The organism is Micromonospora sp. NPDC048986 (genome assembly GCF_040649335.1).
Lineage (GTDB): Bacteria > Actinomycetota > Actinomycetes > Mycobacteriales > Micromonosporaceae > Micromonospora > Micromonospora alfalfae.
Window position 1 is genome coordinate 41,946 of sequence record NZ_JBEZFJ010000005.1, and the last position, 13,890, is coordinate 55,835.

Annotated in this window: 12 protein-coding genes; 7 read left to right on the forward strand and 5 right to left on the reverse strand. The window is 67.5% G+C overall.

Going from position 1 to position 13,890, the window contains the following annotated elements:
* The first annotated feature begins 85 nt into the window (after positions 1 to 85).
* Positions 86 to 658, forward strand: coding sequence for a GNAT family protein (locus tag AB0B94_RS12580; protein ID WP_357274897.1), 573 nt, complete (start codon positions 86 to 88; stop codon positions 656 to 658).
* A gap of 193 nt (positions 659 to 851) precedes the next feature.
* Here the strand turns inward: AB0B94_RS12580 and AB0B94_RS12585 are convergent, their stop codons facing one another.
* The 3 genes from AB0B94_RS12585 to AB0B94_RS12595 all read right to left on the reverse strand — a co-directional run bounded on the left by AB0B94_RS12585 (position 852) and on the right by AB0B94_RS12595 (position 5,910).
* On the reverse strand, positions 852 to 2,534 hold the full coding sequence (locus tag AB0B94_RS12585) for a hypothetical protein (protein WP_357274902.1): 1,683 nt from the start codon (positions 2,532 to 2,534) through the stop codon (positions 852 to 854).
* A 702-nt stretch (positions 2,535 to 3,236) separates the two neighbouring features.
* Entirely contained in the window at positions 3,237 to 4,775 is a 1,539-nt protein-coding gene (locus AB0B94_RS12590; RefSeq protein ID WP_357274913.1) for a PIN-like domain-containing protein, read from the reverse strand.
* A 373-nt stretch (positions 4,776 to 5,148) separates the two neighbouring features.
* Positions 5,149 to 5,910, reverse strand: a complete 762-nt coding sequence (locus tag AB0B94_RS12595) for a hypothetical protein (RefSeq protein WP_357274916.1) — start codon at positions 5,908 to 5,910, stop codon at positions 5,149 to 5,151.
* A gap of 555 nt (positions 5,911 to 6,465) precedes the next feature.
* Between AB0B94_RS12595 and AB0B94_RS12600 the strand changes: the two genes are divergently transcribed.
* A complete protein-coding gene (locus AB0B94_RS12600) occupies positions 6,466 to 6,774 on the forward strand; it encodes a hypothetical protein (RefSeq protein WP_357274925.1) in 309 nt (102 codons plus the stop codon).
* A 376-nt stretch (positions 6,775 to 7,150) separates the two neighbouring features.
* On the opposite strand, the gene zwf is transcribed toward AB0B94_RS12600, so the two are convergent.
* On the reverse strand, positions 7,151 to 8,644 hold the full coding sequence (gene zwf, locus AB0B94_RS12605; protein WP_357274936.1) for a glucose-6-phosphate dehydrogenase: 1,494 nt from the start codon (positions 8,642 to 8,644) through the stop codon (positions 7,151 to 7,153).
* 337 nt (positions 8,645 to 8,981) lie between these two features.
* Between zwf and AB0B94_RS12610 the strand changes: the two genes are divergently transcribed.
* Both AB0B94_RS12610 and AB0B94_RS12615 read left to right on the forward strand, forming a co-directional pair.
* Complete coding sequence (locus AB0B94_RS12610; protein WP_357274951.1) at positions 8,982 to 9,515, forward strand: SUKH-4 family immunity protein; 534 nt, start codon at positions 8,982 to 8,984, stop codon at positions 9,513 to 9,515.
* Entirely contained in the window at positions 9,503 to 10,246 is a 744-nt protein-coding gene (locus tag AB0B94_RS12615; RefSeq protein ID WP_357274959.1) for a hypothetical protein, read from the forward strand. Before AB0B94_RS12610 ends, AB0B94_RS12615 begins: the two co-directional genes overlap by 13 nt.
* A gap of 300 nt (positions 10,247 to 10,546) precedes the next feature.
* On the opposite strand, the gene AB0B94_RS12620 is transcribed toward AB0B94_RS12615, so the two are convergent.
* A complete protein-coding gene (locus tag AB0B94_RS12620) occupies positions 10,547 to 11,506 on the reverse strand; it encodes an AraC family transcriptional regulator (protein ID WP_357274984.1) in 960 nt (319 codons plus the stop codon).
* Between the two features lie 103 nt (positions 11,507 to 11,609).
* Here AB0B94_RS12620 and AB0B94_RS12625 point away from each other — a divergent pair, with 103 nt between their 5' ends.
* The 3 genes from AB0B94_RS12625 (at position 11,610) to AB0B94_RS12635 (ending at position 13,739) form a co-directional block, all read left to right on the forward strand.
* Positions 11,610 to 12,467, forward strand: coding sequence for an NAD(P)H-binding protein (locus AB0B94_RS12625; protein ID WP_357274993.1), 858 nt, complete (start codon positions 11,610 to 11,612; stop codon positions 12,465 to 12,467).
* The gene (locus AB0B94_RS12630; RefSeq protein WP_357275007.1) at positions 12,464 to 12,967 is read left to right on the forward strand and encodes an anthrone oxygenase family protein; all 504 of its coding nucleotides are present in this window, start codon (positions 12,464 to 12,466) and stop codon (positions 12,965 to 12,967) included. Before AB0B94_RS12625 ends, AB0B94_RS12630 begins: the two co-directional genes overlap by 4 nt.
* A gap of 232 nt (positions 12,968 to 13,199) precedes the next feature.
* Complete coding sequence (locus AB0B94_RS12635; RefSeq protein WP_357275016.1) at positions 13,200 to 13,739, forward strand: GNAT family protein; 540 nt, start codon at positions 13,200 to 13,202, stop codon at positions 13,737 to 13,739.
* The last annotated feature ends 151 nt before the right edge of the window (positions 13,740 to 13,890 follow it).

Below are 13,890 nucleotides of genomic sequence, written 5' to 3' on the forward strand. Positions count from 1 at the left end.
CCCTGCGGAACGCTGTGTGTGCTACCGCCTGACGGCCGCCGGCGCGGGGCAGCGGGCGGCCCGGCCCGTCACTACGGTGTGGAGGATGGACAGCTCCCATCCGGTGGTGGCTGGCATCGTGCACCGGGTGCCCGGCTCGACCGTACGGCTGCGCCCGGTGGCCGAGGACGATCTGGCGATGATGCGTCGGTTCGCGGTCGAGCCTGGGTTGATCGGGCTCGACTGGGCTGGCTTCCGGGACGCCGTCGCGCCGGCTCGCCGCTTCGCCGAGGACGGCTATCTCGGCGAGCGGACTGGCGGCCTGATCGTGCAGGTTGAGTCGGGGGCGGACGCCCGGGCGGGCTACCTCAGCTATCTCCAGGGCCAGTACGGTGGGCGGGCGCCCTACTGGGAGATCGGCATCGTGCTGCTGCCCGAATGGCGCGGCCAGGGCATCGGCTGGCGGGCCCAGGCGCTGCTTTGCGATTACCTGTTCAGCCACACCCCGGCGCAGCGCATCCAGGCCAGCACCCATGTCGAGAACGCCGCCGAGCAGCGGTCGCTGGAGAAGGCCGGCTTCCGGCTGGAAGGGGTCCTGCGGGCCTGCGAGTTCCGGGCCGGCGCCTGGCGTGACGGGTGGCTCTACAGCCGGCTGCGCGACGACCCGTCACCGCTATGACCGTGTCGTAGCCGGCACACCCGTTTCCGGCAACCCGGCAAGCTGCCAACGCCGGCTGAACTCTTCTCCGGATCTACCGTGGTCGCCGAAGACCGCGGCAACGGGGGTGGACACCATTCTCGACGTAGGCCACACCCTCGATCTCGAGGAGATTGGCACGGCGCAGCAGCACATCCCGAGGACACACTCGACATCACTTCGTGTTGGTGTCGATTGTGTAAACCACGTCTGCCCCGACGTCGTGGCGGGTGATGCCGGGTACGTCCGGGACGTGAAGCAGTGGTTCGTACGGGGTGCCTTGGACCCGGTCGCGCAGCAGGACGACGCTGCGGATGCCGAGCTGGCGCAACCGATCCAAGGCCGGCTCGCTGGGAAAGGTCGCCATAACGTCGCGGATCGACTGGCGGTTGGGTGTGGTGTAGCTGGCCGCACCGTTGACCATGGTGGGAAAACCGTCGGTCGACCACAGCAGGACGTGGAGGTCGATGCCGTCGTTGGACGGCAATACCATGATCGGAGCGTGCGCGGAGGCTAGCGCCATCGCGGCCGGTTCGGCTGGGGTTCGGGGGTGGTCCAGGTCAGGCAGGCCCTCAGCTAGCACGAGGACCAGCAACGGAACGGTCAGCAGCCGTGCAGCTCCGACCGCCCATTTCGGCTCGGCGCCCCTGCGAGCCACCTCGGCCAGCTGGGTAACCAGGCCGGCCGCGAGGATGGCCAGGCAAAGAGTCGGCCACAAGATCAACCGGCCTGGCGTACGGGATCCATCGAACCCGGGCACGTAGAGATAGAGCAGGCGGTAGATCGGCCCGTTCGTGCCCAGCGCGAACAGCACTCCGACGACCGCCCCAAACAGCAGCAGAAGCCGTTGCACCGGTGACCAGCGGGATAGAAACAGGCCGCCGAAGGCCAGTAGATACAGTGCGTACCCGCACAGCAGCACTTTCTCAGTCGGTACGTCACCAAGAGCGGTGCGGGCCTCGTTGTGCAGGGTGCCCCAGGGCAGCGAGGACTGCGGCGCCACGAGAAGCCCGCGCAGTGTCGGGGAGAAGAACGCGACGTAGTCCCAGTCCCGTGTGACATCTGGGTTGAGCTCGCGCACGTGTTTGTACGCGTACGCGAAGTATCCGGTCACCGCGGTGAAGACCAGCCCGCCGATCAGATCACTGACGATCAGCCGGAGGCTAAGGCGTGGGCGGCGGATCAGCCAAGCTATCAGTGTGATCAGGCAGAGGGCGGCGAGGACGTATACGAATCCCAGCCCCACACCGAAGCCTAGGCTGACCTGCCAGGCCGCGACCAGCCAGCCAGCGAACGCCCAACCCGGCCGGACTCGTTCGGCAAGGTAGCCGCGGGTGAACGAGAGTCCGTGGCCGCGCGCCAGCATCGCCAGGGCCAGAGTGATACCACCGGTGGAGAGAATATTCAAATGGCCGTCGTGGCCGTAGCGCCAGGGCGCGTAGGCGAGAGCGGCCCCGGCCACCGCGGCGGCGACCTTGTTCGCGCCAAGCTGGCGCAGGAGCGCGTAGCCGCCGAGAAAGGCGAGCGCGAAAGCCAGCACGAACAGGATGTTGTAGCGCAGCACGGCGCCGACTACGCCGCTGCCTATCAGCCCTGCCGGGGCATAGCCGAGCAGGCTGTCGTTCAGGGCCAGGCCGTACGTGTCGGGATAGAAAGCGTTGGTATTCCACAGGCCACGCAGGCCGTGGGTGAGTGCGTGGCCACCCCATCCCACCAGCCATGCTTGGGCCGTCGGGTCACCCACGTCACCGACGATGGTGTGGGCCGGGTCGGCGATCGGCACAGTCTTGGCGCCGGCAGTGACGATGCGAATCGCGTACGGCGGAATCAGCCAGATCATCGCGACAGCGAGGAGCACCGAACCGAGGCTCGCGTTACTCAGTTCCCGCCGATGGTCCCCACGTGTCAGCCAGTCCCTCGTGCCTCGGCCGGCGCGCGCGAGACGGCCAGGTTGTCCAGGCTCGCTGAGGGTGACGGCTGATGTGGGGCCTCCTGCCGGTGGGTCTACCTGCGTCATCGCATCTACCCCCACATTTGAGCCGCCGCAGTAAATCATGAGCAGGGCGGCGCATAGAGTCAAGGCATTGATCGATGTCGTTCAGGTGGCCGGGCCTTACGCTGTTTGTCAACGGCGTCTTGTCAGGCGGGAGTCGGGATCGGTGCGGCGGCGAATCTTGCCGCTGTCGGAACAGGACGCGCCACGTTGCTGCGGGCCCTCGCCCGGGTTCCGGACCCACGGGCGCCGGCGGCCGGATCCATCCGCTGCCGGACTGCTCGCGATCGCGGCGGTGGTTTCGGGATCGAGCCGCGTCGTGGAGATCGTCGAATGGGCCGCCGACCTGCCGGAGCGGTGTGGACCGTCTCGGTGCAACCCGCGACGCGTTCACCGGTGCCCGGCGGGCGCCTGACGACGGCACCCTGTCCCGGGCACTGACCGGTGTCGACGCTGACGCCCTCGATGCTGCGGTGTGCCGCCGCGCTGCTCAGCCGGGTGGATGCCGTTCAGAGCGGTGCCGGTATGTCCGCACGGTTGCGCTCCACCCGACGTGAGGGCATTGTCTCAGCCCCGCCGGTGAAAATCGACCGTCTCAGCATCGATGCGTACACCGCGCGGCCTGAAGCCGGCCGCAGTGATCGCCTTGCCGAGCGAGTTCTGCGATGAGTACCAGTAGGGGAGGTGCTTTCTGGCGGAGGGTGCCAAGGCGTCTCCGAGGATGTCTTCGATTTCAGCGAAGGTCATCGAGGTCGAGTCGGCCCTGATCGCGCTGAGGTAGTCGGCGAGCGGCCTGTACTTGCCGGCTGGCTCGAACTCCACTTCCGTGTCTGATCGTGGCGATCTCGGGTTAAGGATCTCCGTGACCTCTGGGGGGATCCGTACCGCGTAAAGCCGTCCGGGACCGCGGTACAGCGCCGTCAGCATGGGAGTTACCGCTTCAGGCAGACGCTGTTCGGCTTGCAGGCTGGCGGTGATGCGGGCGGTTGGGCGGGTGAAGCCAACCAACAGTCGGTCGTTGCTGTAGCCGCATATCGCGTAGACGGCATCGCGGCTGATGGTGCCACCCTGGCGAGCGGCCTCAAGGATAACCTCGGCCAGATCTCGTCGGCCCTCAATGCGAAGCCGATCCAGCAGGTCGTCCACGGTCTCGGCGGTCCACTCTCCGACGCCCACGTCGTCCGCACCCGCATCTATGACGTCATCGATGTCAGACCGGCTGGTGCCGGCGTCCTTCGCGGAGTTCGGGTTCACCTGCACGTTGAGGGCGTCCGAGTGGTCGAGTAAGTCACTGGGACGCATCAGGAACAGCCTGTGTCCCGTGAGGTCGAAGAACTCTCTCGTCATCTCCTGGCGCGGTCCGATCAAGTCTCCGCCCCGTCGCCACCACCAGTCTTCCTTCTCGTCGTTGGTGACGATGACCAGGTCTAGCTGACGGGTCTTGGCCTCTTCGCATGCCTGGATGTATACGAGGAAGTCGCCCGCGGCGCCCTCCGGATTCTGATCGCTTTTCTCCGCATCCAGGTAACCGGGCGGCACCATGTCGGCTACCCGCTGCTTCCCCTCGTCGATCAGGGCAGACCAGCGGCCGTCGTCGGGGCGCGCAAGCACCTTGCCGTCGAGAAGGTCTGTCAGCCTGTGCAGGACAGGGTCCTCGTCAGTCGGTGTGGATGGGTGAACGCGATCTGGCGCGGCGCCGTCGACGGCGGTCCGCAGCTTGTCGAAGATTTGTCCCACGTCGGCGTGTAGGTGCTGCAGTTGGGATTCATCCAGTGCGACCTGTTTGGACCAGCTATCGAGGGCGCGCAGGGCTGCCTGCTGACTCTTGTCGAGCGCGGTACGTGCATCGTTGTTTGCTTGTTCCGGGTTGCCGATCGCTTTGAGGCGGTTGCGGTGAAACTCTAGAATTGCCTGATGGGGTACGACGAGTCGATCGCCGAGCTTGTCGAGAACCGCCAGTAGATCGTTCGTCGTCCGCGGGTTGTAGCGGTACAGGTTGAGAAGCACGTTGGCGTCGACTGCAACCAGGGCTGCGGTGAGCGCTTGGCGCTTCTCCGCAGTGGTCACTACCCGGTAGCCCTCGAAACCGTCGAACAAGCCGGCCATCGTTGCCTTCCGCCAGGGCCCTCCGGGGCTGACCAATCTCGCAGCGTGCCGAGTTCATTGAGATTAGCGAATCGCCACGGGTCCTGGGAACTATGGAAATCCGGCGAAGCGTAGGCAGGGCCGGCCGGTGGCCCTGACCACCCCAACCCTGGCCTGCCGCTGACGAGCTGTGACTTGTACTTCGATCATGATCGTTTCCACCAGCCCTGGGAGGAGGAGCTGTCGTGCCGGAGTGACTACGCGACGGGCCCCGCGGGCCGCCCTTGACCCCGGAGCCTGTGCGACCCCTCGGGCCGGCTATTGCCGGCAGGCACTGGCCTGCCCGTGGTGCACGCGCCGCATCTCCACCACGACCTCGTCGGGGCGTGCGGCGTCAATCCCCGCCTGACGTGGGGAGGGTCCTCACGATCGTTCCTGCCAGGGTCGTCGCCTTCTCTTGAGCCACGGCGGTGATTTCGGAGGCAGAGTTCTGCTTGCGAGGCCAGAGCGTGAGCGCTTCGATGCTGATCAGCATTGACCCATGTGCGAAGACCAGCCGGGCGTCGCCAGGCAGATAGTTCACGCCTGCATCGATTTCCGGGTTCACTCGTTTCACCGTCGCCGTGGTTAGCCGCGCGCTCGTCGACCCGATGGTCACCGCGCGTGACCCCCACCGGGCAGTCGCTTGGCCGATGTTGAGGCGGAACTCGTCGCTCGGGCAACGTGCAGTTCGCACCCTGGTCGCGGCGGCCACGGCCGCAGACGCATCGGGCAGATGGACCACCCTGACGTCCAAGAGGGTCATCGGGGACTGGATGTTCTGGAAAGACGCGACGGGGTTGACCTCAAGGCCAGCGGCCCAAACTGCATCAAGTTGCAACCCGGCCCCCTTCGCCCGGTCCGGATCGGCGATCAGCAAGTCGCAGGGTTCGTACTGTGCCTCGCCGGTCTCGATCTCTCCCTGCCGGAAGTCGTTGCCTAAACCGGCCTGCTTGACCAGCCCGCCGATGGTCGCCATCAGCGCCTGCGGCTTGTCGGGTAGCGCCGAGCGCGTGGGCGTCACCGACGGCGGCGGTGCCGACGGGGCTGGCTGTTCCACGCAGCCGGCAAGTCCCGCCAACACCAGCACGCTCGCGATGAGCTGTTTTCCGCGCATTTGATCACCCACACTCATGGATCACCCGATTCCATTCGGGCCGCAGCATACTGTTCTTCGCCTTCGGCGGCTGCCCGTGCCGTTTGGCGACGACGTGAGGGCGAAGTCGGGCCCACACCCGTGACGGCGAGACAAAGATGGAGGCCACCGTGGTGCCGGTGAGCGATGGCGCTGGCGGCTGGGTGACCACCTCGGTGACGAGCGACACGGGCAGAGGCGGACGCCGACGAACGCTGGTGGACCGCTCGGGCAGCTCAGTCAGGCCGCCACCGCAGCTAATCGACTAGTGATCGTTCCTTCACACCGAAGGCGTGTGCTCGGTCCACAGCGGACCCGACGGGCACCGCTCCCAGCCGGTGATGTCGCAAGCCTGCACATTGGCCGCCGCGTGGATCGAACCCGGTACCGGGAGCAGGTCTGTTCCACGATGTGCGGACTCACGGCGGAGATGGCTTGAAGCGCAGGAGCAGCCCCTTGCCCCACACCAGCCGCCAGCAGTCATGATCTTTTCAGGACGAGAGCAATATGATCGGTGGCCCGCGTCAAGGAGGTCAGATGGAGACATGGCGCTTCGTGGCCGCTGTCGCGATGATTTTGACCATGGGCCTCATCGGTGTCGCCCTGGCGACCAACTTTCGAGGCGTGACTGAGTGGCACATGCGCAGGTCGATGGCGACCGCGAGTGTGCTGCGGCGAGTTCCGCCGTGGCGCTGGCGTCAGAATGACCAGTACGACGAGCGTCTGGCGCGTTTCGTTCTGCTGGAGCGGGCAATTGGCGTGATCTTCGCCGCGGCCAGCGTCATGTTCTTGATCGTTCTCGTTCACGGGGTCCTGTCCGGCGAGCCGATGCCGTCGAGCAAATGAGGAAGGCGACGGTCAACAGCGGTCACCTCCTGGACGTGCCGGACAGTAGGGCGACGCAGTCCAAGAGGGTTTCCACAGGTCATCGACTTGCGGAAACCCTCTTTGTGTTCATCTGGCGCAATCTCTCGCCGTGTGAGGCGCTGCTGGAACCCTGAGGTGGTCTGCCGGCACAGCGCTTTGGCGGCTCCAGCCCCGGCCTCGCCGCGGAGCGCACAGACGTCGACAGGTGCCCGGCTCGGGCTCCTGAGTCGCTGCCCCGCGCAGGAGAGCCGGTCATCGACTTCGATGACCGGCCCACTGAGAGGACCGCGCTGCGCGTCAACTGTGAGACCAAGCGATCGGGCTCAGCAGCGCGGTCACACTCGTTCCGGCAGGGTCACGCGGAGTTGCGCCACTTGCGGCCGTTCCGGCCGATGAGCCGGTCGGCGTCGGTCGGGCCCCAGGAGGCGGCCTCGTAGGTGGGGATCGGAGAGTTGTCCTTCTTCCAGTTGTCGATGATCGGGTCGACGATGCGCCAGCACTGCTGCACCTCGTCGCTGCGGATGAACAGCGACGCGTCACCGATCAGCGCGTCCAGGAGCAGACGCTCGTACGCCTCCGGGGACTCCTCGACGAACGTCTGGTCGTAGGAGAACTCCATCGTGGCGGTGCGGACCCGGAAGGAGTGGCCCGGCACTTTGGCGCCGAAGCGCAGCGAGATGCCCTCGTTCGGTTGGATCCGCAGGATCAGCGCGTCAGCATCGAGGCCGGTGAGCTGGTCGGTCGGGATCGGCAGGTGCGGCGGCCGCTGGAACTGCAGTGCCACCTCGGTGAGCCGGGCCGGCAGGCGCTTGCCGGTGCGTACGTAGAAAGGCACCCCGGCCCAGCGCCAGTTGTCCACGTTGAGCCGCATCGCGGCGTAGGTCTCGGTCCGCGACAGGGGGTCGACGCCGGCCTCCTCGCGGTAGCCGGCCATCAGCTCCTCGCGGGTGCCGCCCCGGGTGTACTGTCCCCGGACCGCGGCCTCGGCGATGTCCCGGTCGGTGGGGAGCCGGATCGCCTGTAGCAGCTTGACCTTCTCGTTGCGGAGGCCCTCAGCCTCGAACGAGGCCGGTGGCTCCATCAGCGCGAGCGCGAGCACTTGAAGCACGTGGTTCTGCACGATGTCCCGCATCGCGCCGGCGTCCTCGTAGAAGCCGCCGCGGCTGCCGACGCCGAGGGTCTCGGCGACGGTGATCTGTACGTGGTCGACCCAGGAGCGATCCCAGATGGGCTGGAAGATCGAGTTCGCGAAGCGCAGCGCCAGCACGTTCTGGACGGTGTCCTTGCCCAGGTAGTGATCGATACGGAAGACCTGGTGCTCGTCGAACGCGCTGTGCACCACGCCGTCGAGTTCGCGGGCCGTGACCAGGTCGCGCCCGTATGGCTTCTCGATGACCAGGCGGGAGAAGGAGCCTTCCCGTGGTTGGTTGAGCCCGACACCGGCCAGTCCGTTGATCACCGGCTCGAAGGCCCCGGCCGGGGTGGACAGGTAGAAGAGCCGGTTGCCGGACGTGCCCCGTTGTGCGTCCAACTCGTCGAGGGTCTCCACGAGCCGCTTGTAGGTCTCCGGGTCGTCGTAGCCGCCGGCCACGTACCGTACGCCGCCCTGGAGCTGGCGCTTGGTGGCGAGGGTGCGTTCGCCGAGGGCGCTCTCGGCGAACTGCTCGTCGGTCATCGACGTGCGGGCGACGCCGACCAGCGCGAACTGGTCCGGGAGCCGTTCGTGCCGAGCCAGGCTCTCGATTGCGGGCAGCAGCTTACGCCGGGTCAGGTCACCGGAGGCACCGAAGATCACCAGTGTGGCCGGCGGGGCACTCCGCTCCTGGATGAGCTGAGATGCGTGGTCCATGGTCTGCGTTCCTCCGGGCACCAGGGGTGTGGGTTGGGGCTGTGCTGTCGTGCAGGGATTGTGCGGGCTGTGGCGGTGTTGTCCGGGGGCCACACGGCGTGGCCCGTTGGTCACGGAGCTTGAGCGTCGCATGCCGGGCTGACGGGTAGGCGATTCGGTGTGGACTGTCGGCGTACGCGGTGGTGGTACGAATGATCGTGGCCAGGCTGCCCGCGAAGGTCAACGGGCTCGCCGACGGCAACGCCGGGGACCGCCAGGGTGTCGGCTGCGGGAGCGGCCCATCGACGAGCAGGGCCGCCGGGGCGCTCGAGAGCTTGCCCGGACTACCCTCATCGGCGTGCCGGTCGATGATCTTCCGTTGCCTCCTGCGTTCGAAGCGGTGACGGCCTGGGCCGGTACCGGGCGGGTGGTGCGTGCTACCGAGCTGGACGTGGCGACGTGGCGGCTTCCTGAGCAGCAGAAGGCCGCGTTGGTCTGCTGTGGTGTGCCGTTGATCGATGACCTCGTCAGTGCGGTGTCATTCGACGCGAAGCCAACGATGTACCGGTTGGCGAACTCCGACGACGCGCGCTGGGTGTACGGTGCCGCGCCGGGGACAGGTGAGGTGCAGATATGGTCGCCGGACGGCAGCGCCGGGTTCGTCAACTCGACTATCATCCAGTGGCTGTGTTCGCTGCACCTGGTTGGTAGCTGGCTGACCAGCTCAACCGTCATCGACCGCTGGGACGAGGACGGACAGGCCGAGGAGCAAGCGCTCGCGGAGCTCGCCGACCTGTTGGGACGCATCAGGGACCTTGACCCGCCCGCGTTCGGGGACGGCGACCATACAACGCACTTCTGGCCCGGGGTGCTCGACCGGTGGCTCTACTGATTGTTGAGGCTGTGCGTCACATCCTGGACGACCCTTCGGGCTTGTCACCGAGAGCTGCCCATTTCCTCCGTCAAGCCGCGCAGCGAACGTCGTTCGAGCTTTCGGACGGGCCCACGACGGACGAGCTCCGGTCGCTGTTGAGCCGGCTGCCCGGCGTGGACGTCCAGGCAACGATGACCCTGTTTCGACGAGCTGCGGCTCGATACGGTGGTCTGCGTTATCGCAGCCTCGCCTGGTCGCTCGAGGAGACCGTCACGTTCGTACCGGTCCCGTGGGCGGCGGGCGACTACAGCCCCGTGGACCAGGACGCGATGGCCCACCTCATCGAGCACGACGTCGCGCACCCGTACGCGGTTTGGCTAGCCGGCGACGGCGCCGTGGTCTACTGCTTCACGGGCCCCGGCTCGCCGCCGGTGGTGCCCGTCTTCCCTGGCGTCGACGCACTGCTCGAAGCCGAGGCGCTCTACCAGGATTGCGCCACGTGGATTCCGGTATCGCTCGATGACGCGCCTGGCCTGGCGGCGGTCGAAGCACACGCGGCCCGCCTCACCTTGATACGGGAGGCGTGCGGGTACACCGAGCGCTGGTGGGAGCAGGACGGTTTCCGGCTGCACGTCTGGAAGACGTTCGCCGCCGTGTTCCCCGGCGCTGGTGCACGGTGGGCAGTTTGGGCCCGTGACCACGCCGGTGAGCTGGCGGCCCGATCCTTCCTAACCCAGGCGAGGACGTAGCCGCTCTTTCGGTGAAGCCAGGGCGTGACGCATCGTGCGGAGTACGACACGCCGGCCGAAGTGGACGCTCCTGTTGAGTGTCAAGCTCGCGACGGGGGACCGGGCGGGCTGAAACGGCGCTATCCGCGGCCCACCCAGGTAGATGGTGAGGCACCGCTGCTCGGTCTCGCTGGCCAGCTGACCGATCTCATCGACGAGCGCGATGCCTTCGGCCAGCGAACCGATCCGGAAATAGGCCGAGACCAGGTGGTACAGGGACCGCCAGTCCGCGACCGTCGAGGGTGGCAGCGACCGGCACGGTCATCCCACTGGAGTGAGGTCAGGCGACCCGATGGCCTGCCGGTGTTCGGCCGGGCTGAGGCCGCGTACCCGTTTGAAGGCCGCGCTGAGTGCGAATGAGCTGCCGTAGCCGACCTGGCGGGCCACCGCGGCGACGGTGGCGTCCGGCTCGCGCAACAGGTCGGCGGCCAGCGCGAGCCGCCAGTTGGTGAGGTACGCCATCGGTGGCTCGCCGACCAGTTCGGTGAACCGGCGGGCCAGCACCGCCCGCGAGGTACCGGTGTCGGCCGCGAGGGTGGCCACCGTCCAGGGCTTCGCCGGGTGGTCGTGCAGCAGCCGCAACGCCCTGCCGACCACCGGGTCGCCGTGCGCTCGGTACCAGGCGGGCGCCGCCGCGTCCGGCCGGGAGAACCAGGCCCGGAGCACGGCGATGAGCAGCAGGTCGAGCAGCCGGTCCAGGACCACGTCCTGCCCCGGCTCGTCCTTGGTCATCTCGTCGCCGAGCAACGGAATGAGCGGGCTGTCCAGTGCTCCGGCCGGCAGCACCAGAAGATGGGGCAGGACCCTCAGCAGCCGTTGGCTGACCTCGCCCTGCAACTGGTAGGTGCCACTGAGCAGCACCGCCGTCCCGTCAGCGCGTTCGCCCCAGGTCCGGATACCCAGGTCCATCACTTCGCACAACTCGTCCCCGGTGGGGGTGGTGCTGTGCTCACCGGGATGAATCACTGCCTGCGGCGCTGTGGCCGGGTCGTCGGCGATCGTGTACGGCTCCGGGCCACGGATGATCGCGACATCGCCGGGGCGTAGCGGCACCGGAGCATCCCGGTCCGGCACCACCCACGCTGTGCCGCGCAGCATGGTGACAAGGGTGAGGGGCGCGCGATCCTGGATCCGTACCGACCATGGCGGGTCGAACACCGACCGCATCAGGAACGCACCGCGCGCCCTGGGCCCGTCCAGCAGCCCCGCGAGCGCATCCATCCGCTCAGGCTAGCCCTGCCAGGTGGGCGGCCGAGACGCCGGGACATGCGATCGAGAGTCTCGCCCATTCCCGGTGCGCTCGCTCTCCACTTGACTGGCTGACATGACGAAGACCGTTGATGAGCAGCCAATCCTCGTACTGGGCGGCACCGGCAAGACCGGCCGCCGGGTGGTGGACCGGCTCGCCACACTCGACCGGCCGGTACGGGTCGGCTCCCGCTCCGGTGAGCCGCCGTTCGACTGGACCGACCAACGCAGCTGGGCACCCGTACTGAACGGGGTTTCGTCGGTCTACCTGGTGTACTACCCGGACCTGGCCGCGCCGGACGCCCCCGCGACGATCCGCTCGTTCACCGAACAGGCGGTGTCCGGCGGCATCGAACGGTTGGTTCTGCTTTCCGGCCGGGGCGAGGAGGAGGCCAAACTCAGCGAGCAGGTGGTCCAGGACTCCGGTGTGGCCTGGACGATCGTGCGGGCGAGCTGGTTCAGCCAGAACTTCAGCGAGGACTTCCTGACCGACTCGATACGCGGCGGCGAGGTAACCCTCCCGGCCGGGAACGTGCCGGAGCCGTTCGTCGACGCCCGCGACATCGCCGACATCGTGGTCGCGGCGCTGACCGACGACGGGCACGCGGGGCAGCTCTACGAGGTGACCGGCCCGCGGCTGCTCACCTTCGCCGAGGCGACCTCGGAGATCGGCGACGCGCTCGGGCGGGAGATCCGCTACCGATCGGTCTCGCCCGAGGAGTACGCCACCGTGATGGCCGGGTACGACGTGCCGGCGGAGCTTGCGGCGGTGCTGACCGAGCTGTTCGGCAAGGTGTTGGACGGCCGCAACGCGCAGCTCGCCGACGGTTTGCAACGGGCCCTGGGCCGCAGCCCACGCGACTTCACCGACTATGCCCGGGACGCCGCCGCCGCTGGTGCATGGGTCCGCTCACCCGGTGGAGACCGGGCATGAACGCCACAGTGGCTGCCTGGTCGGCGGCGGTGACCCTGGCGGTCACGGGCGCGATCACCGGTGTCTACTACGCATTTTCGGTGGCGGTGATGCCCGGTCTGAACGCCGCCGACGCCGGCACCGCGATCCGGGCCATGACGAGCATCAACCGGAGGATCCAGAATCCGCTGTTCTTCGTCACGTTCTTCGGCCCGCTCGTCGCCGCCACGGTGACCGGTGTGTTCCTGTTGATCCTCGGGAAGCGGTCGGCGGGTGCGCTGTTCCTGATGGCCGCGGCGGTGTACCTGGCGGGCGCGTTCATCCCGACGGTGGCCATCAACGTGCCGATGAACGGGAACCTCGACGCCGCAGGCGTGCCGACCGATCCTGCGGAGGCGGTCCGGGTGTGGGCTTCCTACTCGTCGGCCTGGACGTGGTGGAACTCGGTACGTGCCGGCGCCAGCCTGATCAGCCTGTTGCTGGCTGGTCTCGGGGTCTACCTCTCGGGCACGTCCCGATGACGTCGCCGTCCGGTGCTGGCAGGGTGGCCAGTTCTGAAAACGTGGTCAGCGTGCCCGAAGTGTTCATCGATGTTGGACAGGGCGGCCGGCGTCGACCCGCTGAGTGTCACGGTGGGCACCGGCGCGGTAATGGCGGGAATGTTCGACCTGGTGCTTCACACTCGACTGCGGGGGCTTTCCGGCCATGAGCACCTCGCTCGTGCGGCTCCGTACCTGCTGTTAGCGTCGCGGCATGTTTGCCACCGACCGGGTCCGACTGCGCCCGCCCACGCCCGACGACGCGCCGAGCATGTTCCTTCTGCTCGGTGACCCCGAGCTGCACCTGATCACAGACGGCGAGCCATTCCTGCCGCGTCACGTCGGCCAGGTCCGGGCCCGGCTGGAGAAGCAGGTCACCGAGCCGCCCGACGCCCAGACGATGGTGTCGCTGCTGGCCGAAACCGTGGCCGACGGCGTTTTCCTCGGTGGCGGCACGTTGTGGGGGATCAACGCGTTCAATCGGTACGCTCACCTCGGCGTCGCCCTGCTACCTGACGCGCGCGGCCAGGGGTATGGGGCCGAGGTGATCCGGCTGCTCTGCCGGTACGGCTTCCGTAACCGCAACCTACGCCGCCTGGAATTGGAGACGCTGGCCAGCAACACGGCCATGCGGCGGACCGCGGAGACGTGCGGCTTCACGCACGAAGGCACCCAGCGGGAGCGCGAGTACGACGGCGACGGCTTCGTGGACATGGTGAGCTACGGTCTGCTCCGGCGAGACTGGACGCTGTAGCCGGTCGGTTCAACATGGCCCGGAGCGCCCTGAAATTGATCGGCGCGAAACAGGTCTCCATCGTTCAGATGCTCCACGACATTACCGGCGTCATCCCGAAGCACGCTGTATCTGGTGCTTGATATCGAGCGGGTCGGGTGCCCGACAGGGG

What these genes read in the sequence shown, in the direction of transcription:
- zwf (WP_357274936.1), bottom strand. Translation starts at nt 8,644, where the DNA reads ATGGACCACGCATCTCAGCTCATCCAGGAGCGGAGTGCCCCGCCGGCC.
- AB0B94_RS12595 (WP_357274916.1), bottom strand. Translation starts at nt 5,910, where the DNA reads ATGCGCGGAAAACAGCTCATCGCGAGCGTGCTGGTGTTGGCGGGACTT.
- AB0B94_RS12620 (WP_357274984.1), bottom strand. Translation starts at nt 11,506, where the DNA reads ATGGATGCGCTCGCGGGGCTGCTGGACGGGCCCAGGGCGCGCGGTGCG.
- AB0B94_RS12580 (WP_357274897.1), top strand. Translation starts at nt 86, where the DNA reads ATGGACAGCTCCCATCCGGTGGTGGCTGGCATCGTGCACCGGGTGCCC.
- AB0B94_RS12600 (WP_357274925.1), top strand. Translation starts at nt 6,466, where the DNA reads ATGGAGACATGGCGCTTCGTGGCCGCTGTCGCGATGATTTTGACCATG.
- AB0B94_RS12635 (WP_357275016.1), top strand. Translation starts at nt 13,200, where the DNA reads ATGTTTGCCACCGACCGGGTCCGACTGCGCCCGCCCACGCCCGACGAC.
- AB0B94_RS12630 (WP_357275007.1), top strand. Translation starts at nt 12,464, where the DNA reads ATGAACGCCACAGTGGCTGCCTGGTCGGCGGCGGTGACCCTGGCGGTC.
- AB0B94_RS12590 (WP_357274913.1), bottom strand. Translation starts at nt 4,775, where the DNA reads ATGGCCGGCTTGTTCGACGGTTTCGAGGGCTACCGGGTAGTGACCACT.
- AB0B94_RS12625 (WP_357274993.1), top strand. Translation starts at nt 11,610, where the DNA reads ATGACGAAGACCGTTGATGAGCAGCCAATCCTCGTACTGGGCGGCACC.